This is a genomic window from Variovorax soli (assembly GCF_031454625.1).
GTDB classification, from domain to species: Bacteria; Pseudomonadota; Gammaproteobacteria; order Burkholderiales; family Burkholderiaceae_C; genus Variovorax; species Variovorax soli_A.
Map to the genome: position 1 here is coordinate 657,698 of NZ_JAVDRF010000001.1, position 22,682 is coordinate 680,379.

A 22,682-nucleotide genomic window follows, 5' to 3' on the forward strand; every position below is an offset into this window, starting at 1 on the left:
GCCCGTGCCAGCACGACCATCGCGATCGCGCCATGATGCCGCGACCATGGCGCCATTCTCCATCCTCGACCTCTCCCCGATCACCGAAGGCAGCGACGCCGCGCAGTCCTTCCGCAACTCCCTCGGGCTTGCCCGGCTCGGAGAGAAGCTGGGCTACCGGCGCTACTGGATGGCCGAACACCACGGCATGCCGGGCATCGCGAGCGCGGCCACGGCCGTCCTGCTGGCCTACATCGGTGCCGGCACCTCGACCATCCGCATCGGCGCCGGTGGCGTGATGCTCCCCAACCATTCGCCGCTGGTGATCGCCGAGCAGTTCGGCACGCTGGAGTCGCTTTATCCCGGCCGCATCGACCTCGGCCTCGGACGGGCGCCGGGCTCCGACCAGCGCACCGCGCGCGCCTTGCGGCGCGACCTGCAATCCGATGCCGACCAGTTTCCGCAGGACGTGGTCGAGCTGATGGACTTCATGTCCAAGGCGCCCCAGCAGGCGGTCCGCGCCGTGCCGGGCATGGGTCTGGAGGTGCCGGTGTGGATCCTCGGATCGAGCACCTTCGGCGCGCAGCTCGCCGCGCACCTGGGCCTGCCCTATGCCTTCGCCTCGCATTTCGCGCCGCAGCAGCTGATGCAGGCGATCCGCCTCTACCGCGAGACCTTCAAGCCGTCGAAACAGCTCGCCAAGCCCTATGTGATGCTGGGCTTCAACGTGTTCGCGGCGGAGACCGACGAGGAAGCGGAGTTCCGTTCGAGCTCCTGGCAGCAGGCCTTCGTGAACCTTCGCAGCGGCCGGCCGGGCCGGCTGCCGCCGCCGGTGGAGAACTACCGTGCGCACATCGGGCCGGCGGAGAACGCATTGCTCGACTCGGTGCTGTCCTGCGCGGCGGTGGGATCGAAGGACACCGTGCGCGCAGGGGTGGAGGCTTTCATCGAGCGCACGGGCGCCGACGAGCTGATGATCACCTCGCAGGTGTTCGACCACGAGGCGCGCCTGAAGTCGTACGAGATCCTGGCCGAGCTGCGGGACTGACCCGCGTTCGTCCGGGCAGACGGAGCGAGTCCGGGGGCGAGCTCAGCTCACCGCGGCTGCGCGCTTGGAAGCGGCGGTCTTGCGTGGCGCCTTCGGCGCTGCAACGCGCGCTGCCTTCGCAATGGGTTTCTTCTTCGCCGTCACCTTGGGTGCCCGCTTCTTCGCCGGGGCCTCCGGCACTGCGGCAGCCACCGGCGCGGCAGCGGGCGCAGCCTGCGCGACGTTCCCCACGATCAGGTCGAACAGCTTCCTGTGCTCCGCCACCACATAGTCGCCCAGGTCCGCGACGTCCGGCACCGCGCGCCGGCAGGCCGTGAGGCCGAACTCGAGCGCGCCGTTGTAGCTCTGCACCGTCATGTTCAGCGCGAGTCCGTGTCCGGGGATCGAGACCGGGAAATAGGCCGCCACCTTGGCCCCCGCGAAGTAGAGCGCGAAGGAGGGGCCGGGTACGTTGGAGATCGCCACGTTGGCCGCCGGCGGCAGCTTGTCGGCGAGTCCCGAGCGGCCGTAGAGGGAAGCCAGCCCCGACATCAGCGAAGGCACGCCCAGCGAGGGGAAGTCCGTCGGTATCGCGGCCTTCACGTTGCCGGTGAGCTTCTTGCCCTCGCTGGAGGATTCGTGGATGGCCGCGAGCCGCTCCAGCGGATCGGCGATGTCGGTGGCCAGGCTCACCAGCATGACCGACACCTGGTTGTTGAAGTCGGTGTTGCCCTCGCTGCGCAGCGACACCGGCACGCCCGCGATCAGCGGCTTGGCCGGCCTGCAGCCGTAGTCGGCCAGATAGCGCTTGAGCGCGCCGGCGCAGATGGCCAGCACGATGTCGTTCAGGCTGGTGCCGGATGCCTTGGACATCTGCTTCACCTCGGCCAGCGGCACGCTGCGTGCGGCGAAGGAGCGCTGGTTGGTGATCGAGACATTGAGCGGCGTGCGCGGGGCGGTCCGCAGCGACTTGGGCAGCTCGAAGGTGCGTTGGCCCGTGCCTTCGGACACCGGCATCAGCACGTTCGTGATGGCCTTGGCCGTGGCCGGGATCGACCGGATCAGCTTCACGTACTGCTGCACCGCATTGCTCAGCGCTGCGGTGGCCAGTTCGGCCATGCCCAGCTGGGACGAGTCGGCGCGGCGCGTCACCCGCGGCGCCTTCACTGGCGCCGGCGTCTCGGAGATGTCGAACAGCGCCTTGGCCACCGCCACCCCGGCCTGGCCGTCGATCGCGGCATGGTGCATCTTGCTGTAGAGCGCGACCTGGCCGCTTTGCAGGCCCTCGATGATGTACATCTCCCACAGCGGGCGGCTGCGGTCCAGCAGCGTGGAGTGCAGCCGGCCGACCAGGCGTTCCAGCTGTGCCATGGTGCCGGGGCGCGGCATGATGACGTGGCGGATGTGATGATCCAGGTCCAGGTCGCCGTCGTCCACCCACACCGGGTTGGCGAGATCGAAGGGCATCATCGCCAGCTTGCGCACGAATACCGAGGCCAGGTGCAGGCGCCCGCTGAGGTACTTCTTGGCGTCTTCGGCGAAGTCGCCCTCATAGCCGAGCGGCAGGTCGACCAGCTGCAGGCTGCCCACATGCATCGGCGACTCGGGCGTTTCGAGATGCAGGAACGAGGCGTCCATGCCGCTGAGGTGATCCATACGTGCTCCTTGGTCCGGGTGGCGTTGGAGTGTGAACCTCGGCACCTCTTCTTCAAAGGCCGCGCCTTTCGGTGATTACCCGGATGCGGGCGCCGACCCGGCCGGTTTGGGACAATCGCCGCCCATGGACAAGCAGCGCATCGTGGTGGGCCTGAGCGGCGGGGTGGACTCCGCGGTCACGGCGCACCTGCTCAAGCAGCAGGGCCACGAGGTGGTCGGCATCTTCATGAAGAACTGGGAGGATGACGACGACAGCGAATACTGCTCCTCGAATATCGATTTCATCGACGCCGCGAGCGTGGCCGACGTGCTGGGCATCGAGATCGAACATGTCAACTTCGCGGCCGACTACAAGGACCGCGTTTTCGCCGAGTTCCTGCGCGAGTACCAGGCCGGCCGCACGCCCAACCCCGACGTGCTGTGCAATGCCGAGATCAAGTTCAAGGCCTTCCTCGACCACGCCATGCGCCTGGGCGCCGAGAAGATCGCGACCGGCCACTACGCTCGCGTGCGCTTCAACGCTGCGAGCGGCCGTCACGAACTGCTCAAGGGCCTCGACCCCGCCAAGGACCAGAGCTATTTCCTGCACCGCCTGAACCAGCAGCAGCTGGCGAAGACGCTGTTCCCCGTAGGCGAGCTGCACAAGACCGAGGTGCGCCGCATCGCCGACGAGATCGGCCTGCCCAATGCGAAGAAGAAGGATTCGACGGGCATCTGCTTCATCGGGGAGCGGCCGTTTCGCGAGTTCCTCAACCGCTATATCTCGAAGGAGCCGGGCCCGATCCGCGACGAGCGCGGCCGGCGTATCGGCGAGCACCAGGGCCTGAGCTTCTACACCCTGGGCCAGCGCCAGGGCCTGGGCATCGGCGGCGTGAAGCCCAATGGCGCGCAGCGCGGCGCCGGCGACCATGCCCCCTGGTTCGTGGCGCGCAAGGACTTGGAGAGCAACACCCTCTGGGTGGTGCAGGGCCACGATCATCCCTGGCTGCTGTCGCCGGCCCTGGAGGCCGACGATGCCAGCTGGGTGGCGGGCGAGGCACCCTGCCCGGGCGCCTATGCGGCGAAGTCGCGCTATCGCCAGGCGGATGCCGCCTGCGCGCTGACCGAAGGCGCCGATGGCGCGTTCCGGCTGGCCTTCGACGAGCCCCAATGGGCTGTGACGCCGGGGCAGTCGGCGGTGCTCTACGACGGCGAGCTTTGCCTGGGCGGCGGGGTCATCTCGCGGGCCGCCTGAACCCCTTCGGCTTCGGCCGCGGTGCGGGCACTTCCGAGCGCCCGTGCGGGTGAATCAGGCCGCGTCCTCGCCTGCCACCGAGGCATGGACGTGAATGAGGTCCAGCGGGTGCCGATGGCCGGCGAGGTAGTCGTCCACGCACTGCATCAGCAGCGGGCTGCGATGCCGTTCGCGGCTCGCGCGCAGCTCGTCAGCCGTCATCCACAAGGTGCGCACGATGCCGTGGTCGAGCGCACGCCCAGGCTCCAGGGGGCCCAGCGTGCCGGAGAAGGCGAAACGCATGTAGGTCGTGTCCTCGCCCCGGGCGCCGCGCTGGCGCGCCATGTAGATGCCCACCAGCGCAGTCGGGGTGAAATGGTGCGCGGTTTCTTCCAGCGTCTCGCGCGCGCAGCCTTCGGCCGGGGACTCGCCGGGGTCGAGATGGCCGGCGGGCGAATTCAGCCGCAGGCCTGCGCTCGTCTCTTCCTCGATCACCAGGAAGCGGCCGGCCTGCTCGATCACCGCGGCGACGGTGACATTGGGCTTCCAGCGATGCGCCATCAGCGCAGCACGTAGCCCGAGAAACGCCAGACGCGGTCTTCGCCCAGCTGGAAGGTCACCAACTCGCGCACGGTGGCGTTCGCCTTGTTGGCGAAGCGCGTTTCGTATTCGACGCTCACGTACTGGCCGGCCAGGTCCTGGTCGCTCTCGCCGATCACCTGCCGGTTGATCGATACCCAGGTGCGCTGCTGCGCAGCGCCCAGCGGGGTGCGCGCCTTGGAGACCTGGCTGACGAAGTCGCTGCGGCTCACACGCTTGCGTGCGGCCGGCGTGGCGCCATCCCAGAGTTCGCCGGTCTTGTTCTGGTCGATCATCTGTATCGCCTGCAAACCACCGCGCACCATGTCGCTCGGCTCGACATCCTGCGCGAATGCAAGCTGCAGCCAGCCGCCCAGCAGCACGGCCGCCAGCAGGCTTTGGATCATCTGTTTCATCGTGACGCCACTCCTTAATTGATCATTCTGCCGCGCCTGCCGAGGGATAGGGCAGTCCGGCCCCTTCATCGGCGAGGAACTCGAGCCGGTAGCCCAGGCCGTACACCGATGCCAGCACCACGCCGTTCTCGGGGCGCAGCTCCAGCCGGGTGCGCAGCCGCGACACATGCGTGTCGAGCGAGCGCGAACCGGCCTCGAGCTCCTGGCCCCAGACGGCTTGCATCAGGTGCTCGCGCGACAGTAGCCGGCCCAGGTTGCGGAACAGGAGGAGTGCCAGGTCGTACTCGCGCTGCTTGAGCCGCACGGGCTGGCCGTTCAGGCGAATCGTGCTGCTGAGGGGGGAAAAGTGATAGGGGCCGAACGTCAGTTCTCTCTCGAACCGGCTCGGGTAGGCACGGCGCAGCAGGGCCTGCACGCGCGCCTGGAGCTCGGCGCTGCCCAAGGGCTTGACCATGAAGTCGTCCGCGCCGGCCAGCAGCGCCGAGGTCATTCTGGCCTTGTCTTCGGGGTCGGCCGTGAGAAGCAGAGGGAGGCGGTTGCCGAAGCTCTCGCGCAGCCGCCGGACCACCTCGATCCCTTCGACATCCGGCAGCCGCCAGTCGAGTACCAGCAGGTCGTAGGGCTGGGCGCGCAGTCCGCGCAACAAGGACTTGCCATCGGCAAAGCCATGGCACTCGTGGCCGATGACCGCCATCACACGCTGAATCGACTCGATCTCGCGCGGCTCGTCGTCGAGCATTGCAATTCGCATGGCATCTCCCTGAAGATTCTTGCTCTTGGTCCACGCCGCCGGCCATCTGGGCGCCGGTCGCGCGCGGAGTGCGACTGTACAGGAAGAGGGAGCGGGTGTGGAAGGGGTCCGATGCGTGCCCGGCGGCGCCACGTGTCGCATCAGCGGGACAGGGCGGGACGCCTCCAAACCCTGGAGACAGTGCCGGCGGCCTGCGGTTGTCATCTTCATGTAAGCTCGGCGCGAATTCCAACGCTGCCCCGAGGAGAACCCCATGCTGATAGGCGTGCCGGCCGAAACCGTGCCCGGCGAAACCCGAGTGGCCGTCACATCCGAGACGGCCAAGAAGCTGGTCGCGCAGGGGCACGCCGTGCGCGTGCAGTCCGGCGCCGGCCTCACTGCCGCGATCACCGATGCCGCCTTCCAGGCCGCGGGTGCCGAGATCACCGATGCCGCCGGCGCCTTCGCCTGCGAGCTCGTGCTCAAGGTGCGCGCCCCTTCGCAGGCCGAGATCGCGCTCATGAAACCCGCCACCGTCGTCGTGGGCATGCTCAACCCCTTCGATGGCGAAGGCCTGCAACGGCTCGCGGCCGCCGGCCTCACCAGCTTTGCCCTCGAGGCCGCCCCGCGCACCACCCGCGCCCAGAGCATGGACGTGCTTTCTTCCCAGGCCAACATCGCCGGCTACAAGGCCGTCATGATCGCCGCGGACAAGTACCAGCGCTTCTTCCCCATGCTCATGACGGCAGCCGGCACCGTCAAGGCCGCGCGCGTCGTCATCCTCGGCGTCGGCGTGGCCGGCCTGCAGGCCATCGCTACCGCCAAGCGCCTGGGTGCCGTCATCGAGGCCTCGGACGTGCGCCCCTCCGTCAAGGAGCAGGTCGAGTCCCTGGGCGCCAAGTTCATCGACGTGCCCTACGAGACCCAGGAAGAAAGGGAAGCCGCCGAAGGCGTCGGCGGCTATGCCCGCCCCATGCCCCAGAGCTGGCTCGATCGCCAGCAGGCCGAGGTCGCCAAGCGCGTCGCGGCGGCCGACGTCGTCATCAGCACCGCCCTGATCCCGGGGCGTGCCGCGCCGACGCTCGTCACCGAGGACATGGTCCGCTCGATGAAGCCGGGCTCGGTCATCGTCGACATCGCGGCCGGCCGGGGCCCCGATGGCGTGGGCGGCAACTGCCCGCTGTCCGAAGCCGACAAGACAGTGGTCAAGCACGGCGTCACCCTCGTGGGCGAGACCAACCTCGCTGCGCTCGTGGCGGCGGACGCCTCCTCGCTCTATGCGCGCAACGTGCTCGACTTCCTCAAGCTCGTGCTGCCCAAGGAGGGCGGCTTCAAGATCGACATGGACGACGACATCGTCGCGGCCTGCCTGATGAGCCGCGACGGCCAGGTCACCCGCAAGTAAGAACGCGCCTGAACGAGGAAACAGCCCCATGGACCCCGTCTCCCACACCGTCATCAACCTCATCATCTTCGTGCTGGCCATCTACGTGGGCTACCACGTGGTCTGGACCGTCACCCCTGCGCTGCACACGCCCCTGATGGCGGTGACCAACGCCATCTCCGCCATCGTCATCGTCGGGGCCATGCTGGCCGCCGCGCTCACCAGCACCTGGCTGGGCAAGAGCATGGGCGTGCTCGCCGTGGCCCTGGCCGCGGTCAACGTCTTCGGCGGCTTCCTGGTCACCCGGCGCATGCTGGAGATGTTCCGGAAGAAGGAGAAGAAGGCACCGGCAGCTGCGGCAGCGGCCAAGGCGGAGGGCCATTGACCATGTCGATGAACGTCGTCACCCTGCTGTACCTCATCGCCAGCGTCTGCTTCATCCAGTCCCTCAAGGGCCTCTCCCACCCCACCACCTCCATCCGCGGCAATCTCTTCGGCATGGTCGGCATGGCGATTGCCATCCTGACCACCGCCGCGCTGATCGTGCAGCTCGCCGGCGGCAAGGCCCAGGGCATGGCCTGGGTGCTGCTGGGCCTGGTGGTGGGCGGCGGCTACGGCGCCTACCGCGCAAAGACGGTCGAGATGACCCAAATGCCGGAACTCGTCGCCTTCTTCCACAGCATGATCGGCCTGGCGGCCGTGTTCATCGCGGTGGCGGCGGTGGTCGAGCCCTGGGCCTTCGGCATCACGCCGCTGCCGGCGGCGGCGGTGATCGGCGCCAGCACGCCCGAGGGCACGTACCTGGTCGACGGCTTCGCGCGCTACGCGATTCCCGCGGGCAACCGGCTGGAGCTGTTCCTGGGGGCGGCCATCGGCGCCATCACCTTCAGCGGCTCGGTCATCGCCTTCGGCAAGCTCTCGGGCAAGTACAAGTTCCGCCTGTTCCAGGGCGCGCCCGTGCAGTTCAAGGGCCAGCACATGCTCAACCTGGTGCTGGGCCTGCTGACCATCGGCCTCGGGCTGGTGTACATGGCCACCGAGAGCTGGGCCGCCTTCTTCCTGATGCTGGTGCTGGCCTTCGTGATGGGCGTCTTGATCATCATCCCGATCGGCGGGGCGGACATGCCGGTGGTGGTGTCGATGCTCAACAGCTACTCGGGTTGGGCGGCCGCGGGCATCGGCTTCAGCCTGAACAACGCGATGCTGATCGTGGCGGGTTCGCTGGTGGGCTCCTCGGGCGCGATCCTGAGCTACATCATGTGCAAGGCGATGAACCGGTCATTCTTCAACGTGATCCTGGGCGGCTTCGGCGGCGAGACGGCCACCGCGAGCGCCGGCGCCAAGGAGCAGCGGCCGGTGAAAAGCGGCAGCGCCGACGATGCGGCCTACATGCTGAGCAATGCCGACACCGTGATCATCGTGCCGGGCTACGGCCTGGCGGTGGCGCGGGCGCAGCACGCGGTCAACGAGCTGGCCGAGAAGCTCACGCACAAGGGCGTGACGGTGAAGTACGCGATCCACCCGGTGGCCGGGCGCATGCCGGGGCACATGAACGTGCTGCTGGCCGAAGCCGAGGTGCCCTACGACCAGGTGTTCGAGATGGAAGACATCAACGGCGAGTTCGCGCAGGCCGACGTGGCAATCATCCTGGGCGCCAACGACGTGGTGAACCCCGCGGCTTTGCAGAAGGGCACGCCGATCTACGGGATGCCGATCCTGGAGGCCTACAAGGCCAAGACGGTGATCGTGAACAAGCGCAGCATGGCCGCGGGCTACGCGGGGCTGGACAACGAGCTGTTCTACATGGACAAGACCATGATGGTGTTCGGGGACGCCAAGAAGGTGGTGGAGGACATGGCGAAGGCGATCGAGTAAGAGAAAGAAAGCCGCCCGCCGCCCGCCGCCCGGTGCCGTCGAGGTCGGGCGGCTTTTTCGCGAGCAGGAAGCAGAATTTCGTTTGAGGAGACAGATCCATGACTGACCGCCCGTGGCTCAGCAGTTACCCGCAAGGCGTGCCGGCCGACATCGATGCTTCGCGCTACGCCTCGCTGGTCCAGCTCATGGAGGAGAGCTTTTCCAAGTTCGCCGGCCGCACCGCCTACAGCTTCATGGGGAAGGACCTGAGCTACGGCGAGGTCGACAAGCAGAGCCGCGCCTTCGCCGGCTTCCTGCAGGGCCTGGGCCTGACCAAGGGCGACCGCGTGGCGGTCATGATGCCCAACTGCCTGCAGTATCCGATCGCGGTCTGCGGCATCCTGCGTGCCGGGCTGATCCTGGTGAACGTGAATCCGCTGTACACGCCGCGCGAGCTGGAGCACCAGCTCAAGGATTCGGGTTCGAAGGCCATCGTGATCATGGAGAACTTCGGCAAGACGCTGCAGCAGTGCATCGCAGCGACGCCGGTCAAGCACGTGGTGCTGAGCGGCATGGGCGATCGCCTCGGCCTGCTCAAGGGCGCGCTGGTCAACTACGTGGTGCGCAACGTCAAGAAGATGGTGCCCGATTACAGCCTGCCCGGCGCCGTGCGCTTCAACGATGCGCTGGACAAGGGGGCAGGGCGCAAGCCGCAGCCGGCAGCCATCGGGCCGGACGACGTCGCGGTGCTGCAGTACACCGGCGGCACCACCGGCGTCTCCAAGGGCGCGGTGCTGCTGCATCGCAACGTGATCGCCAACGTGCTGCAGTCCGAGGCCTGGAACGACCCCGTCATGCAGAAGGTGCCGGTCGGCGAACAGCCCACCAGCGTGTGCGCGCTGCCGCTCTATCACATCTTCGCCTTCACGGTGAACATGATGTTGTCCATGCGCACCGGCGGCAAGCTGATCCTGATCCCCAATCCGCGCGACATCCCGGCCGTGCTGAAGGAGCTCTCCAAGCACACCTTCCACAGCTTCCCGGCGGTCAACACGCTTTTCAACGGGCTCGCCAACCACCCGGATTTCAATACCGTCAACTGGAAGAACCTCAAGGTCTCGGTCGGCGGCGGAATGGCGGTGCAGGGCGCGGTCGCCAAGCTCTGGCTCGATAAGACCGGCTGCCCGATCTGCGAAGGCTATGGACTGTCGGAGACCTCGCCTTCGGCCACCTGCAACCCGACCACCAGCACCGCCTACACCGGCACCATCGGCGTGCCGTTGCCGAGCACTTACCTCAAGCTGCTGGACGACGAGGGCCGCGAGGTGCCGGTGGGCCAGCCGGGCGAGATCGCGATCAAGGGCCCGCAGGTCATGGCCGGCTATTGGCAACGCCCTGACGAGACCGCCAAGGTCATGACGCCCGACGGCTATTTCAAATCCGGCGACGTCGGCGTGGTCGACGAGCGCGGCTTTTTCAAGATCGTCGACCGCAAGAAGGACATGATTCTCGTGTCCGGCTTCAACGTCTATCCGAACGAGATCGAGGATGTGGTGGCGCAGATCCCGGGCGTGCTCGAGTGCGCGGCCGTCGGCATCGCCGACGACAAGACCGGAGAGGCCGTCAAGCTGGTGATCGTCAAGAAGAACCCCGATCTGACCGATGCGCAGGTGCGCGAGTTCTGCCGCGCCAACCTCACCGGCTACAAGCAGCCGAGGGTGGTCGAGTTCCGCACCGAGCTGCCGAAGACGCCGGTCGGCAAGATCCTGCGTCGCGAGTTGCGCGACAACAAGAAGTAGCCGGGCAACTTCAATGGCGGCGCCGATCGCAATCGTGGCTGCCATGCAGGAGGAGCTGGGCGCGCTCTTGGCCGTGATGCCCGACGAGCGGCGGGTGCGCGTCGCCGGTCGCGATTTCTGGGTCGGGCATCTGCAGGGCCAGTCGGTGGTGGCGGTGCTGTCGCGCATCGGAAAGGTCGCGGCGGCCACCACCGCCGCCGTGCTGCTGGAGCGCTTCGGCGTGCGCGCCATCGTCTTCACCGGCGTGGCCGGCGGGCTGGCGCCGGGGGTGCGGGTGGGCGACGTGGTGGTGGCGAGCCGGCTGCTGCAGCACGACCTGGATGCGTCGCCGATCTTCCCGCGCTACGAGGTGCCCCTGACGGGACATGCACGCTTCGCCACCGACACCGCCATCAGCGATTCGCTGGCGGCCGTGGCCGAAGGGCTGCTGCGCGATCCGGTCGCATTGCTGGGCCAGCAGGTGGTCGACGACTTCGGATTGCACGCGCCGCGCCTGCACCGCGGTCTGGTGGTCAGCGGCGATCGCTTCATCGCGCGGGCGGCCGACAGCGAGGCGCTGCGCCACGACCTGCCCGACGCGCTCGCCTGCGAGATGGAAGGCGCCGCGGTGGCCCAGGTCTGCCATGACTTCCGCGTGCCCTTCGCCGCGGTGCGCACGATCTCGGACCGCGCCGACGACCAGGCCCATACCGACTTCCTGCGCTTCGTTTCGGCGGTGGCCAGCCGCTACAGCCTGGCGCTGATGGAGGGCTGGCTGGCCGGGCTTTCGGGCGCCGACGCGCGGGCTACTTGAGCCAGCCGCGCCGCCGGAAGTACCACATCGGCACCAGCGCGCTGGCGACCATCAGCACGACCGCATAGCCGTAGCCGTAGCTCCATTCCAGCTCCGGCATGAGCTTGAAGTTCATGCCGTACACGCTTGCGATCAGCGTCGGCGGCAGCAACGCGACGCTGGCCACCGAGAAGATCTTGATGGTCTTGTTCTGGTTGATGTTGATGAAGCCAACGGTGGCGTCCATCAGGAAGTTGATCTTGTCGAACAGGAAAGCCGTGTGGTTGTCCAGCGATTCGATGTCGCGCAGGATCTGCCGCGCCTCCTCGAACTGTTCGGCGTTGAGCATGCGGCTGCGCATCATGAAGCTCACCGCGCGGCGGGTGTCCATGACGTTTCGGCGAATGCGCCCGTTGAGGTCTTCCTGGCGAGCGATGGCGGCCAGCACCTCGCCGGCCAGCTCGTCGCTCACATTGCCTTCCAGCACCTTCTTGCCGGCGATTTCCAGCTCGTCGTAGATGTTCTCCAGCGAGTCGGCCGAGTACTCGGCGTCGGCGTCGAAGAGCTTCAGCAGCACCTCCTTGGCGTCCTCGATCAGCCCCGGCGCGCGGCGTGCGCGCATGCGCAGCAGGCGGAACACCGGCACGTCCTCGTCGTGGATCGAGAACAGCACGCCGCGGCTGCGCAGCTCGGTGTTGTGCTGGTTGAGGATGAAGGCCACGCGCACCGAGCGCGGGTCGTCGGCGTCGTCGATCAGGAAGTCGCTGCGCACATGCAGCTCGCCGTTGTCTTCCTCGTAGAAGCGCGCCGACTCCTCGATGTCCTCGTCCATCGCGTCCTCGGGGATGGACAGGCCGTAGTACTGCTTGATCCAGCGCTTTTCCTCCAGCGTGGGCGATTCGAGGTCGACCCAGATCGGCTGGTATTGCGACAGTTCCTCGAGCGCTTCGATTTCTTCCTGGACGAGGCGCCCGTTGGCGAGCGTGAAGATGTTGAGCATGGCTCACTCCCGGGTGGTTTGTGGCGGTTGGCGGGGCAGGGGCGCTTTCAAGTCCCCGGCCGGCAATGCGTCACAGGGGAGTTGAAAGCTGCCGAGGCGGAATGGTTTCCATCCGAAGTCTCCGGTTGCAGCGAGGCGCGATTATGTCACCGGGCTCTTGCATTTTCCTCAAGAGGTCTGGATGGATATCCAGTAAAGTCGCGTTCGATGTCCAGTGTCGCGATCCCCGCCCCCCTGCACCAGGAAGAGCGTCTTGCCGCGGTGCTCGCGGAGCTCAACGAGGCGCAGCGCGCGGCCGTCGAGCATGGGGTTTGCGAGGCGGCGGACATGCGGCCGCTGCTCGTGATCGCGGGCGCCGGCTCCGGCAAGACCAGCACGCTGGCGCATCGCGTCGCCCACCTGATTGCGCGGGGTGCCGATCCGCAGCGCATCCTGCTGCTGACCTTCTCGCGCCGCGCCGCACAGGAAATGGAGCGGCGCGCCGGCCAGGTGCTGGCAAAGGTGCTGGGCCTGCGCTCCGAGGCACCGCCGGCGCTGCCCTGGGCCGGCACCTTCCATGGCATTGGTGCCCGGCTGCTGCGCGAATACGCGGCACAGATCGGCCTCGACGTCAGCTTCACCATCCACGACCGCGGGGATGCCGAGGACCTGATGGGCCTCGTGCGCAGCGACATCGGCCTGGCCGCCATGGAGCGCCGCTTCCCGCGCAAGGGGACCTGCCTCGCGATCTACTCGCGCGTCGTCAACGGCGGCGCGCCGCTCGCCGAGGTGCTGGCGCAGGCCTTCCCCTGGTGCGCCGAATGGGAGGCCGAGCTCAAGCGCCTGTTCGGCGCCTACGTCGAGGCCAAGCAGGCGCAGCAGGTGCTCGATTACGACGACCTGCTGCTGTACTGGGCCGAGATGGTGGCGGAGCCCGCGCTCGCCGCGCAGGTCGGCGCGCGCTTCGACCACGTGCTGGTCGACGAGTACCAGGACACCAACCTGTTGCAGGCCGCCATCCTGCGCGCCCTCAAGCCCGACGGCAGCGGCCTCACCGTGGTGGGCGACGACGCCCAGGCCATCTATTCCTTCCGCGGCGCGACGGTGCGCAACATCCTCGACTTTCCCGGCCAGTTCACGCAGCCGGCGCGCATCGTCACGCTGGAGCGCAACTACCGCTCGACCCAGCCCATCCTCGACGTGTCCAACGCGGTGATCGCGGCGGCGGCCGAGCGCCATGCCAAGACCTTGTGGACCGACAAGCCCTCGGTGGGCCGGCCGCAGCTGGTGCTGGTGCCCGACGAGGCCCAGCAGGCGCGTTTCGTGGCCGAGCGGGTGCTCGCGCACCGCGAGGGCGGGCTGGCGCTGAAGTCGCAGGCGGTGCTGTTCCGCACCTCGAGCCACAGCGCGGCCCTGGAGCTCGAGCTGGCGCGGCGCAACATCCCCTTCGTCAAGTACGGAGGCCTCAAGTTCCTGGAGGCCGCCCATGTGAAAGACCTGCTGGCGGTGCTGCGCTTCGCGCAGAACCCGCGCGGGCGCATGGCCGGCTTTCGCGTCACCCAGCTGATCCCTGGAATCGGGCCCGCCACGTCGACGCGGCTGCTCGATGCGATGGCCCAGGCGGAGGAACCGGGCGCCGTGATACAGGCCTTCCAGCCGCCGTCCGCCGCGAGGGAGGAGTGGGCGCGCTTCGCGGCCATTTATGCGCAGCTGCGCGCCCCGGCGCTGGCCTGGCCGGCCGACATGGAGCTCGCCTTGGGCTGGTACCTGCCGCACCTGGAGCGGCTGCACGACGACGCCGGCCTGCGCCGGGGCGACGTCGAGCAGCTGGCGCGCCTGGCCTCGGGCTACGCTTCGCGCGAGCGCTTCCTGACCGAACTCACCCTCGATCCGCCCGAGGCCACCAGCGACCGCCCCGGCCCGCCCCTGCTGGACGAGGACTACCTGATCCTCTCCACCATCCATTCGGCCAAGGGGCAGGAGTGGCGATCGGTGCATGTGCTCAACGTGGTCGATGGCTGCATTCCCGCCGACGTGGCCCAAGGCGCCCAGGAGCTGGAGGAGGAGCGGCGCCTGCTCTATGTCGCCATGACGCGAGCGCGCGACCACCTGCACCTGATCGTTCCGCAGCGCTTCTACGTGACGCAGCAGGCGGTTCGCGGGGACCGCCATCTCTACGCGGGCCGCACGCGCTTCATCTCGGCGGCCGAGGCCACCCGCTTCGAGCAACTCACCTGGCCGCCACCGGCCGGACGGGCGCCCGCCGTGCCACCTCCGGCGTCGGTCATCGACCTGCAAAAACGGCTGCGCGCCGCCTGGCGCTGAGCGAATTGCGCGGTCTTTAGCACTACAAAATTCATAGCTGCCAAGCCTTGACCCCAGGGCCGTGCGGGGGTTTGCGCCCAGAGGGATTGCAATTCAATGACGGCATGGGCATAGTGAACCGACCTTCCGTTCTTCCCCTCCCCCTCTCTCCCGTCCCTATCCCCATTGGTTTTCGCCGGCCAGGCTTCACCTCCATGAAGCAGGGTCTTTTCCCCCAACCGTCAGTTCCAGGAGGTCATTCATGAATTTGACGATCAGCGGTCATCACCTCGACGTCACCCCCGCGCTTCGCAATTACGTCACGAGCAAGCTGGACCGAATCACCCGCCACTTCGACCAGGTGGTCGATGTCAAGGTGATCCTCACGGTGGAAAAGCAGAAGGAAAAGGAAAGGCGCCAACGGGCCGAATGCAATATTCACGTCAAGGGCAATGACATGTTCGCGGAGTCGAGCCACGCTGATCTCTACGCCGCCGTCGACGAGCTGGTGGACAAGCTCGATCGCCAGGTTGTGCGTCACAAGGAGTGCCTCAAGGATCACTACCACGAGGCGCCGAAGCGTGTGATGTAGTACCACCTTCGGGCAAACACTCTTGCGGGCCGCCTTTGGGCGGCCCTTTGCTTTTTGCGCCGCGGGTGCATAATCGCCCCCGCCCTGCCCCAACATGAACCGACTCGCGTCCATCCTGCCGCCCGCTCAAGTCCTCGTGAGCGTTGACGCCACCAGCAAGAAACGTGCTTTCGAAGAAGCGGGCTTGCTGTTCGAAAACCTGCATGGCCTCGGCCGCGCCCTCATCACGGACAGCCTGTTCGCTCGCGAGCGCCTGGGCTCCACCGGGCTGGGGCACGGCGTCGCCATTCCGCATGGCCGTATCAAGGGACTCAAGTCGCCCATGGCCGCGGTCTTTCAGCTGGCCAATGCGATCGGGTTCGACGCACCGGACGAGCAGCCGGTGGTGCTCCTGATCTTTCTCCTGGTGCCCGAAGCGGCGACCCAGAAACATCTTGAAATTCTTTCCGAGATTGCCGAACTGCTGAGCGATGCCGGCCTGCGCGAGCAGATCAAGTCGAGCAACGACGCCGCCCAGCTGCATGCCTTGATCGCAGGATGGCAGTCGGCCCAGGTCGCTTGAAGCGCACCGTGCGTCCGGGGGTGTCAGGCGCATGAAGCCGACCGTCATCAGTGCCGATGCGATGTTCGAGGAATTCCGCGGGTCCCTCCGCTGGGAGTGGCTCGCCGGCCTGGGCGCCTCGGAACGCCAGTTCGATCCCGGCGTCATCAGCCGCGCCCAATCGGCCGCCGACCTGGTCGGGTACCTCAACTACATCCATCCCTACCGCGTGCAGATTCTCGGCGCGCGCGAGGTGGCCTACCTCACGCGCGGCTCGCCCGACGATTGCGTGCGGCGAATCGCCCGCATCGTGACGCTGGAGCCGCCGATGCTGGTGCTGGCCGACGGACAGACGCCGCCCGACCAGCTGCTGTCGATCTGCGAGCGGGCGCAGCTGCCCCTGTTCGCGACGCGGGAATCTTCGGCCTTCGTGATCGACCTGCTGCGCGCCTACCTGTCCAAGCATTTCGCCGAGCGGACCTCGATGCACGGCGTGTTCATGGACATCCTCGGCCTGGGCGTGATGATCACCGGCGAGTCAGGACTGGGAAAGAGCGAACTGGGTCTGGAGCTGATTTCGCGCGGCAACGGCCTGGTGGCCGACGACGCGGTCGATCTCTACCGCATCAACCAGGCCACGCTGGAGGGGCGCTGCCCCGAGCTGCTCCAGAACCTGCTGGAGGTGCGCGGCATCGGCCTGCTGGACATCCGCGCCATCTTCGGCGAGACGGCGGTGCGCCGGAAGATGCGACTCAAGCTGATCGTGCACTTGGTGCGGCGCGACAGCTTCGAGCGCGACTACGAGCGCATGCCCTCGGCGCCGCTGACCCAGGACGTGCTGGGCATTCCGGTGCGCAAGGTGATCATCCAGGTGGTGGCCGGCCGCAACATCGCGGTGCTGGTGGAGGCGGCGGTGCGCAATTCGATCCTGCAGCTGCGGGGCATCGACACCTACGCCGATTTCGTGGCACGTCATCACAAGGCCATGGAAGGCGTGCACGAGGACGAGTGAGGCCGTGAAGGTCTCAGGCTCGACGTGCCTCGAGCCCGGCGAACGAGGAATCGAGCTCGCGCCCCATCAGCACCGCGGACATCGCGCGATGGAGCTGGCTGGGCAGCACCGGCTTGTGCAGCAGCGGCACACCGGTCGCGCGCGCCTCGCGCAGCCGCTGCGGCGCGGTGTCGCCGGTGATCAGCAGCGCCGGCAGGTCCGCACCGTATTCCGCGCGCAAGGCCGCAATGGCCTCGGCGCCGGTGCGCAGCTCGCGCAGCCGGTAGTCGCTGATCACGAGGGCAGGCCGGTGCGCACGTGCCAGGGCCTGCGCTTCCTCGATGGAATCGGCCAGGTCGCAGACGCAACCCCAGGCGCCGAGCAGCTGGCGCATGCCGGTGCGCACGGATTCGTCGTCGTCGATGACCAGCACGCGCAGGTCGAATGCGCGCGAAGGTCCCGGCATCGCATCGGCGGCGCCCTCGGCCACCACCCCGGCGCGCGCTGCCGGCAGGGCCACGCGGAAGACGCTGCCGCGCCCCGGCGTCGACACCAGCGAGAGCGGCTGCCCCAATGCCCGCGCCAGCCCCTGCGCGATGGCCAGGCCCAGGCCCAGCCCCTTGCGGCGGTCGCGCTCGGCATTGCCGAGCTGGTGGAACTCGCGAAAGATCGCCTGGTGCTGCGCGGGTTCGATGCCGATGCCGGTGTCCCACACCTCGAGCAGCACCTGCTCGCCACGCGCGCGGCAAGCCACCAGCACGCCGCCCTGCTCGGTGTAGCGAATCGCGTTCGACACCAGGTTGCGCAGGATCAGCGCCACCAGCGCCGGGTCGGAGCGCACTGCCGCATGGGTCTCGCGTGAGCGATAGACGATGCCCTTGGCGTCGGCCTGGGGCGCCAGCTCGTTCTCGATCTTGTTGAGCAAGGGCTGCAAGGGGAAGACCTGCATCTGCGGCTCGACCACGCCAGCCTCGATCCGCGAAAAGTCCAGCAGCGTGTCGAGCATCTCGGCCGAGGCTTGCCAGGTGGCGCGCGCGTTGGCCAGCGCGTCGTGCTGGTCGGCCGAGAGCTGGCTGCGCGCCAGCACCTCGAGGAACAGCCCCTGCGCGTGGATCGGCTGGCGCAGGTCGTGGCTGGCAGCCGCGAGGAACCGGGACTTGGCGAGGTTGGCCTCGTCGGCGGCGCGGTGCGCGGCCTGCGCGTGCTCGGTCTCGACCCGCAGGCGCTCGATCAGCTCGAGGTTCTCGAAGCGCAGGCCGATGGCCCGGCGCGCTGCGCGCGAGGCGTTGCGCGCCTGTCCCAGCAGGGCCGCGGTGTAGAGCACGGCGGCCACGGCGAGCGCGTCGTAGGCCGGGTCGCCCATGAGCCAGAGCTTGGCCCCCAGCACGACCAGCTCGGCAGCGCCGAACACGATGAACACCGGCAGGATCGGCGCCAGCGAGGACATGGAGCTGCCCGCGACCCCCGCCAGCACCGCCACCACGAGCACGCTGCCGGCCACCGTGGTGGTGCCGAGCGCGGCCCAGGCCAGCGAGCCCCAGGTCGCGCCGTCGATGGCATTGATCACCATCTTGCGCCGCAGCAGCCGGCGTGCGCGCTCGGGACTGATCTCGGAGGCCAGCAGACGCCGCGCGTCCCAGGCCAGGTACAGCTTGAACAGGATCGTGATGCCGCACCAGGCGCGCATCGCGAATGCGTTGCTGTCGTTCGAAATCACCCAGACCAGCAGCAGCGCCAGCAGGATGGTGGGGATCACCGAGCTGCCGATGTTGCCCAGCTGCAGCCGCAGCTGCTCCACCAGCATGCGGTCTTCCGGCAGGTGGGGCCGCGAGACCATCAGGCCACGAGGCCGCGCTGCCGAGCAGCAAAGCCGGCTTCGGAGCGGCTCGAGACCTGCAGCGCCGCCAGCACCGCCTGCACATGGCCGCGCACGGTGTTCTCGGACAGGTTGAGGCGCCGCCCGATGAGCTTGTTGGACAGGCCCTGGCACATCAGGTCGAGCACCTCGCTCTGGCGCGGCGTGAGCAGCGGCTGCGAGTCCGCGCCGCCCTCGCCGGCCGGAGCGCCGCCGGACGCGATGGCCAGGCCCTGGCGCAACTGGTCGATCACCGCCAGGATCTTGGCGGCCGGATCGGCCTTGGAGACGAAGGCGGCCGCGCCGCGCTCCATCGCCAGCCGGACCTTCTGCGGCGAGACCTCCGAAGACAGGATCACCACCAGCGCCTGCGGCCACTTGCGCCGAACCAGCGCGATGCCTTCCAGGCCGTTGAGCCCGTGGAGCTGGATGTCGAGCAGCACCAGCGCCGGCTCCTGCATCGGCGTGCGCAACGCCTCCTCGAGCGAGGCGGCCTCCGCCACCTCCAGATCGGCGATGCCGGCGGCGAGCACCATGCGCAGCCCGCTGCGGAACAGCGCGTGGTCGTCGACGAGAAGGATGCGGGGCGGCAGCATGAAGACGGGGGACGGAGAGCGTCCAGGCATTCTGCCCAAGGACCCGATCCTTGCGGCCGGTCCATTTGGACTATTTACGCAGACCAGTGCAGCAGCGACCATCGGGCACCCCAACAATTGCTAGCTCGTGCCCCTTCGCCCTCAGTCGAATGAAGCCCCTGGTCGAAATCCAACGCGCCGGCTCGAACGCCTTCAGCTACCGCATCAGCGCCTTCGTGGCCGGTGCGGGACCGGCCGGCGACAGCGGCACGTTCGAGTCGCTGGCGTATTGCCTGTTCGACGCCGGCGCTTCGCTGGGCTCCTATTTCGCAAGCGTGGAGCTCAACGTAGAGGGCCTCTTCGTGGGCTCCTACTCCATCGAGGCGCTATGCCGCCATCCCAAGCGGCTGGCGCAACGCATCCAACAACACTTCCAGCCGGCTTGAGGGCCGTGCGTTCGGCGCCACCGGCCATCGCCGGATGCCTTCTGATCGCAACCTCCCGGCCACCACCGACCAAGCCATGCTGCTGTACGTAGATTCCCAGTTCGCATCGCCGTACGCCATGTCCGCCTTCGTGGCGCTGAAGGAGAAGGGCCTTTCCTTCGACATCGAGGCGCTCGATCTCGGCGCTGGTGCGAACCAGGCGCCTGCCTATGCGGCCCTCTCCCTGACGCGCCGCGTGCCCACCCTGGTCGACGGCGACTTCTCCCTGTCCGAGTCGTCCGCGATCGCCGAGTACCTGGACGAGGTCTTTCCCGGCCCGCTGCTCTTTCCGCGGCACCCCCGGGCCCGCGCCCGGGCGCGGCAAGTCCAGGCCTGGCTGCGCACCGACCTGGGCCCCCTGCGGCAGGAGCGATCCACGGAAGTCGTCTTCTACGGGCCGGTCTCGCGGCCCCTGTCCCCCGCCGCGTTCGACGCTTCCCAGAAACTCATCGCGGTCGCCACCAAGTTGCTGAGCCATGGCGGGGACCACCTGTTCGACCAGTGGTCCATCGCCGATGTCGATCTCGCGCTGATGCTCAACCGGCTGATCCTCAATGGCGACGAGATGTCGCCGCGCCTGGCCCGCTATGCCAAGGCGCAGTGGGCCCGCCCTTCGGTCCAGCATTGGGTCCAGCAGCCGCGCCCTGCGCTGTGAAGCATGGCCCGGCTGCGCGTCGGCGTACGGCTCAGTGAACCACTGCGCCCGCCGAACGGTTGCGCCGCCATGCCGCCGGCGGACAGCCGTACTCGCGGCGGAAGGCGCGGCTGAACGCGGTGTCGGTCTGGTAACCCACGTCCTCGGCAATGCGCGCCAGCGGCGCGTTGCTACGGCACAGCAGGTTGGCGGCCAGCAGCATGCGCCATTGCGTCAGGTACTGCATGGGCGTGGTGCCGACCAGTTGCTGGAAGCGCTCGGCCAGCACGGAGCGCGAGCTGCCTGCCGTGCGCGCCAGCGCCTCCAGCGTCCACGCCTGGGCCGGGTGGCTGTGCAGCGCGGTGAGCGCGCCGCCCACGATGCGATCGCCCATGCCGGCCAGCCAGCCGGTGCGGCCCTCGCCCTGCGCGTTCATGTACAGCCGAAGCACCTCGATGAACAGCAGTTCGGCCAGCTTGGCCAGTACGCCGGCGCCGCCGGGACGCGGTGAGCGCGCTTCGGCCAGGGCGTAGCGCACCGAGCTCTCCAGCCAGATGCCGGCGTTCGACCCGCGCACGTTGACACGCAAGAGCCGCGGCAGCCCCGCGAGCAGCAGGCGCGCGGACCGCGCGTCGCAAGCGAGGTAGCCGCAGACCAGGCGCGTGGTCGCGCCGCCACCGCCGTAGGCCAGCATGCGCGGGCGGCGCGACAGCACCTGGTCGAGGCGAGCCCCGGTCGCCGGCGGCAGGCCGGGCGCGGAGGTCATGCGGTGCGCATCGCCCTGCGGGAACACGATCGCGTCGCCTGCCACCAGGTGCATCGGCGGCTCGCCGGCCAGTTCGACGAAGCATTCGCCTTCGGTGATGAGGTGGAAGATGACCACCCGCTCGGCGCCTGGCTCCAGGAAGTGCGCGGCCGCATCGGCGCTCGGCGACTGGTAGCACCAGGGCGCGGTGAAGCGGCCGTGGATGAAGATCGCGCCTACCAGGCGCACCACGCGCAGAACTTCCGATAGCGCGTCCATGGTCAATCGAGCCCGGTCGGCAGGGCCTGCGGCGTGGCGCCCTGCGCCGCATCGGAAACGGCTGCGCGCGACGCGCCGAGGCTGAATTGACAGCCGGGGCTGCGCTCCCGCGCCGTCTGCGCGTGCTGCATGGCCGCAGCGGTGCCTTGCATGCTCATGTCCGTTGCTCTCCGTGTCGGCCGTGGGCGATCCGGAAATTGTGGTCGCCTCGCCGATCCAGGCCAACTAGGCCGAAGAGCCGATGCCATGGCGCGGACGCCGGGTCAGCAATCCCGGACGCTGCACCAGCTCCACGCCCGTCAGCGCCCGATCGAGGACGCTCGGCCAGTCACGGACGACGCGCGGGCAGGACACCATGCCCCAAGCGGTGGTCCAGTAGCACCAGGACGGATGCCGGGCCGTGCCCACCGTCCCTTCGAAAACCGCCGACCCTTTGCCGGAGCCCCCCGGCCCAGCCCCCAAGGAGCCATTCACCATGAACGCACCCGTCGACCTCCATGCCGTCAAGACCCGCCAGCACGCCGCCTGGTCCAGTGGCGACTACGCCATCATCGGTACCACGCTGCAGATCGTCGGCGAGCAGCTGGCCGAGGCCTGCGACCTGCGATGCGACGAGGCAGTGCTCGACGTCGCGGCCGGCAACGGCAATGCCACGCTGGCGGCGGCGCGTCGCGGCTGCAGGGTGACCTCCACCGATTACGTGGCCGCGCTGCTCGACCGCGGCGCCGAGCGCGCCAAGGCCGAGCGCCTGGAGGTGAAGTTCCAGGTCGCCGACGTGGAGGCCCTGCCTTTCGACGACGCGAGCTTCGACGCCGTGCTCTCCACCTTCGGCGTGATGTTCGCGCCCGACCATGCCAGGTCCGCCGCCGAGATGCTGCGCGTGTGCCGTTCGGGCGGCCGCATCGGCCTGGCCAACTGGACGCCCGAGGGCTTCATCGGCCAGATGTTCAAGACCCTGGGCCGCCACCTGCCGCCGCCTGCGGGCGTGCAGCCCCCCTCGCTGTGGGGCACGGAGGCGCACCTGCGCACGCTGTTCGGCGAACGGGCCGCCTCGATCCAGGCAACGCCGCGGCTCTTCAACTTCCGCTACCGCTCGGCCGCGCATTTCATCGAGGTCTTCCGCACCTGGTATGGGCCGGTGCTCAAGGCCTTCGCGAGCCTGCCGCCGGACAAGGCGGCGGCCCTGGAGCAGGACCTGGGCGAGCTGCTGAATCGCCTGAACCGGGCCGGGCCGGACTCGCTGGTGGTGCCCGGCGAGTACCTCGAAATCGTCATCACCCGCCGCTGAGCCAT

The 22,682-nt window shown here is 68.3% G+C and carries 23 protein-coding genes; 14 read left to right on the top strand and 9 right to left on the bottom strand.

The annotated features are described in order from the left end of the window. The first annotated feature begins 46 nt into the window (after nt 1-46). Nucleotides 47-1,027 (top strand): LLM class flavin-dependent oxidoreductase, encoded by a 981-nt coding sequence (locus J2739_RS03170; RefSeq protein ID WP_309898426.1) that lies wholly within the window; start codon nt 47-49, stop codon nt 1,025-1,027. A 42-nt stretch (nt 1,028-1,069) separates the two neighbouring features. On the opposite strand, the gene J2739_RS03175 is transcribed toward J2739_RS03170, so the two are convergent. Continuing rightward, nucleotides 1,070-2,662, bottom strand: coding sequence for a WS/DGAT/MGAT family O-acyltransferase (locus tag J2739_RS03175; protein WP_309898428.1), 1,593 nt, complete (start codon nt 2,660-2,662; stop codon nt 1,070-1,072). Between the two features lie 124 nt (nt 2,663-2,786). Here J2739_RS03175 and mnmA point away from each other — a divergent pair, with 124 nt between their 5' ends. Further along, nucleotides 2,787-3,896, top strand: a complete 1,110-nt coding sequence (mnmA, locus tag J2739_RS03180; RefSeq protein ID WP_309898430.1) for a tRNA 2-thiouridine(34) synthase MnmA — start codon at nt 2,787-2,789, stop codon at nt 3,894-3,896. Between the two features lie 54 nt (nt 3,897-3,950). On the opposite strand, the gene J2739_RS03185 is transcribed toward mnmA, so the two are convergent. Genes J2739_RS03185 through J2739_RS03195 form a run of 3 tightly spaced genes read right to left on the bottom strand, consistent with a single transcriptional unit; the run spans nt 3,951 to nt 5,621 of the window. Beyond that, nucleotides 3,951-4,436: an NUDIX hydrolase gene (locus J2739_RS03185; protein WP_309898432.1), complete on the bottom strand. Its 486-nt coding sequence runs from the start codon at nt 4,434-4,436 to the stop codon at nt 3,951-3,953. Continuing rightward, nucleotides 4,436-4,870 (bottom strand): DUF4019 domain-containing protein, encoded by a 435-nt coding sequence (locus J2739_RS03190; RefSeq protein ID WP_309898434.1) that lies wholly within the window; start codon nt 4,868-4,870, stop codon nt 4,436-4,438. Before J2739_RS03190 ends, J2739_RS03185 begins: the two co-directional genes overlap by 1 nt. A gap of 22 nt (nt 4,871-4,892) precedes the next feature. Beyond that, on the bottom strand, nt 4,893-5,621 hold the full coding sequence (locus tag J2739_RS03195) for a response regulator transcription factor (RefSeq protein WP_309898435.1): 729 nt from the start codon (nt 5,619-5,621) through the stop codon (nt 4,893-4,895). A 253-nt stretch (nt 5,622-5,874) separates the two neighbouring features. On the opposite strand from J2739_RS03195, the gene J2739_RS03200 reads away from it, so the two are divergent. The 5 genes from J2739_RS03200 (at nt 5,875) to J2739_RS03220 (ending at nt 11,430) form a co-directional block, all read left to right on the top strand. Then, nucleotides 5,875-7,005 (top strand): Re/Si-specific NAD(P)(+) transhydrogenase subunit alpha, encoded by a 1,131-nt coding sequence (locus tag J2739_RS03200; RefSeq protein WP_309898437.1) that lies wholly within the window; start codon nt 5,875-5,877, stop codon nt 7,003-7,005. Nucleotides 7,006-7,033: 28 nt separating this feature from the next. Further along, the gene (locus J2739_RS03205) at nt 7,034-7,369 is read left to right on the top strand and encodes an NAD(P) transhydrogenase subunit alpha part 2 (protein ID WP_309898439.1); all 336 of its coding nucleotides are present in this window, start codon (nt 7,034-7,036) and stop codon (nt 7,367-7,369) included. Between the two features lie 2 nt (nt 7,370-7,371). Further along, nucleotides 7,372-8,859 (top strand): NAD(P)(+) transhydrogenase (Re/Si-specific) subunit beta, encoded by a 1,488-nt coding sequence (locus J2739_RS03210; protein WP_309898441.1) that lies wholly within the window; start codon nt 7,372-7,374, stop codon nt 8,857-8,859. A 98-nt stretch (nt 8,860-8,957) separates the two neighbouring features. Next, complete coding sequence (locus J2739_RS03215; RefSeq protein WP_309898443.1) at nt 8,958-10,637, top strand: long-chain-fatty-acid--CoA ligase; 1,680 nt, start codon at nt 8,958-8,960, stop codon at nt 10,635-10,637. 13 nt (nt 10,638-10,650) lie between these two features. Next, nucleotides 10,651-11,430: a 5'-methylthioadenosine/adenosylhomocysteine nucleosidase gene (locus J2739_RS03220; protein WP_309898445.1), complete on the top strand. Its 780-nt coding sequence runs from the start codon at nt 10,651-10,653 to the stop codon at nt 11,428-11,430. Here the strand turns inward: J2739_RS03220 and corA are convergent. After that, nucleotides 11,423-12,409, bottom strand: coding sequence for a magnesium/cobalt transporter CorA (gene corA / locus J2739_RS03225; protein ID WP_309898447.1), 987 nt, complete (start codon nt 12,407-12,409; stop codon nt 11,423-11,425). The two genes, J2739_RS03220 and corA, sit on opposite strands and share 8 nt — an antisense overlap. Before the next feature lie 207 nt (nt 12,410-12,616). Here corA and J2739_RS03230 point away from each other — a divergent pair, with 207 nt between their 5' ends. The 4 genes from J2739_RS03230 (at nt 12,617) to hprK (ending at nt 16,837) form a co-directional block, all read left to right on the top strand. Further along, nucleotides 12,617-14,713: an ATP-dependent helicase gene (locus J2739_RS03230; RefSeq protein WP_309898449.1), complete on the top strand. Its 2,097-nt coding sequence runs from the start codon at nt 12,617-12,619 to the stop codon at nt 14,711-14,713. Between the two features lie 241 nt (nt 14,714-14,954). Further along, nucleotides 14,955-15,284 (top strand): ribosome hibernation-promoting factor, HPF/YfiA family, encoded by a 330-nt coding sequence (hpf, locus tag J2739_RS03235; RefSeq protein ID WP_309898452.1) that lies wholly within the window; start codon nt 14,955-14,957, stop codon nt 15,282-15,284. 94 nt (nt 15,285-15,378) lie between these two features. Continuing rightward, nucleotides 15,379-15,846 carry a PTS sugar transporter subunit IIA gene (locus tag J2739_RS03240; RefSeq protein ID WP_309898453.1) on the top strand — a complete coding sequence of 156 codons (468 nt, stop codon included), beginning with the start codon at nt 15,379-15,381 and terminating at the stop codon, nt 15,844-15,846. Between the two features lie 31 nt (nt 15,847-15,877). Then, on the top strand, nt 15,878-16,837 hold the full coding sequence (gene hprK, locus J2739_RS03245; protein ID WP_309898455.1) for an HPr(Ser) kinase/phosphatase: 960 nt from the start codon (nt 15,878-15,880) through the stop codon (nt 16,835-16,837). Between the two features lie 13 nt (nt 16,838-16,850). Here the strand turns inward: hprK and J2739_RS03250 are convergent, their stop codons facing one another. After that, nucleotides 16,851-18,653 carry an ATP-binding response regulator gene (locus J2739_RS03250; RefSeq protein WP_309898456.1) on the bottom strand — a complete coding sequence of 601 codons (1,803 nt, stop codon included), beginning with the start codon at nt 18,651-18,653 and terminating at the stop codon, nt 16,851-16,853. After that, on the bottom strand, nt 18,653-19,267 hold the full coding sequence (locus J2739_RS03255) for a response regulator (RefSeq protein ID WP_309898458.1): 615 nt from the start codon (nt 19,265-19,267) through the stop codon (nt 18,653-18,655). Before J2739_RS03255 ends, J2739_RS03250 begins: the two co-directional genes overlap by 1 nt. Nucleotides 19,268-19,416: 149 nt before the next feature. Between J2739_RS03255 and J2739_RS03260 the strand changes: the two genes are divergently transcribed. Both J2739_RS03260 and yfcF read left to right on the top strand, forming a co-directional pair. Further along, entirely contained in the window at nt 19,417-19,692 is a 276-nt protein-coding gene (locus tag J2739_RS03260) for a hypothetical protein (protein WP_309898460.1), read from the top strand. A 76-nt stretch (nt 19,693-19,768) separates the two neighbouring features. Continuing rightward, complete coding sequence (gene yfcF, locus J2739_RS03265) at nt 19,769-20,386, top strand: glutathione transferase (protein WP_309898462.1); 618 nt, start codon at nt 19,769-19,771, stop codon at nt 20,384-20,386. Nucleotides 20,387-20,417: 31 nt separating this feature from the next. Here the strand turns inward: yfcF and J2739_RS03270 are convergent, their stop codons facing one another. Together J2739_RS03270 and J2739_RS03275 are read right to left on the bottom strand one after the other, a co-directional pair. Next, nucleotides 20,418-21,389: an AraC family transcriptional regulator gene (locus J2739_RS03270; RefSeq protein WP_309898464.1), complete on the bottom strand. Its 972-nt coding sequence runs from the start codon at nt 21,387-21,389 to the stop codon at nt 20,418-20,420. A gap of 2 nt (nt 21,390-21,391) precedes the next feature. After that, nucleotides 21,392-21,547: a hypothetical protein gene (locus tag J2739_RS03275; RefSeq protein WP_309898466.1), complete on the bottom strand. Its 156-nt coding sequence runs from the start codon at nt 21,545-21,547 to the stop codon at nt 21,392-21,394. Between the two features lie 317 nt (nt 21,548-21,864). Between J2739_RS03275 and J2739_RS03280 the strand changes: the two genes are divergently transcribed. Next, nucleotides 21,865-22,677 carry a class I SAM-dependent methyltransferase gene (locus tag J2739_RS03280; RefSeq protein WP_309898468.1) on the top strand — a complete coding sequence of 271 codons (813 nt, stop codon included), beginning with the start codon at nt 21,865-21,867 and terminating at the stop codon, nt 22,675-22,677. The last annotated feature ends 5 nt before the right edge of the window (nt 22,678-22,682 follow it).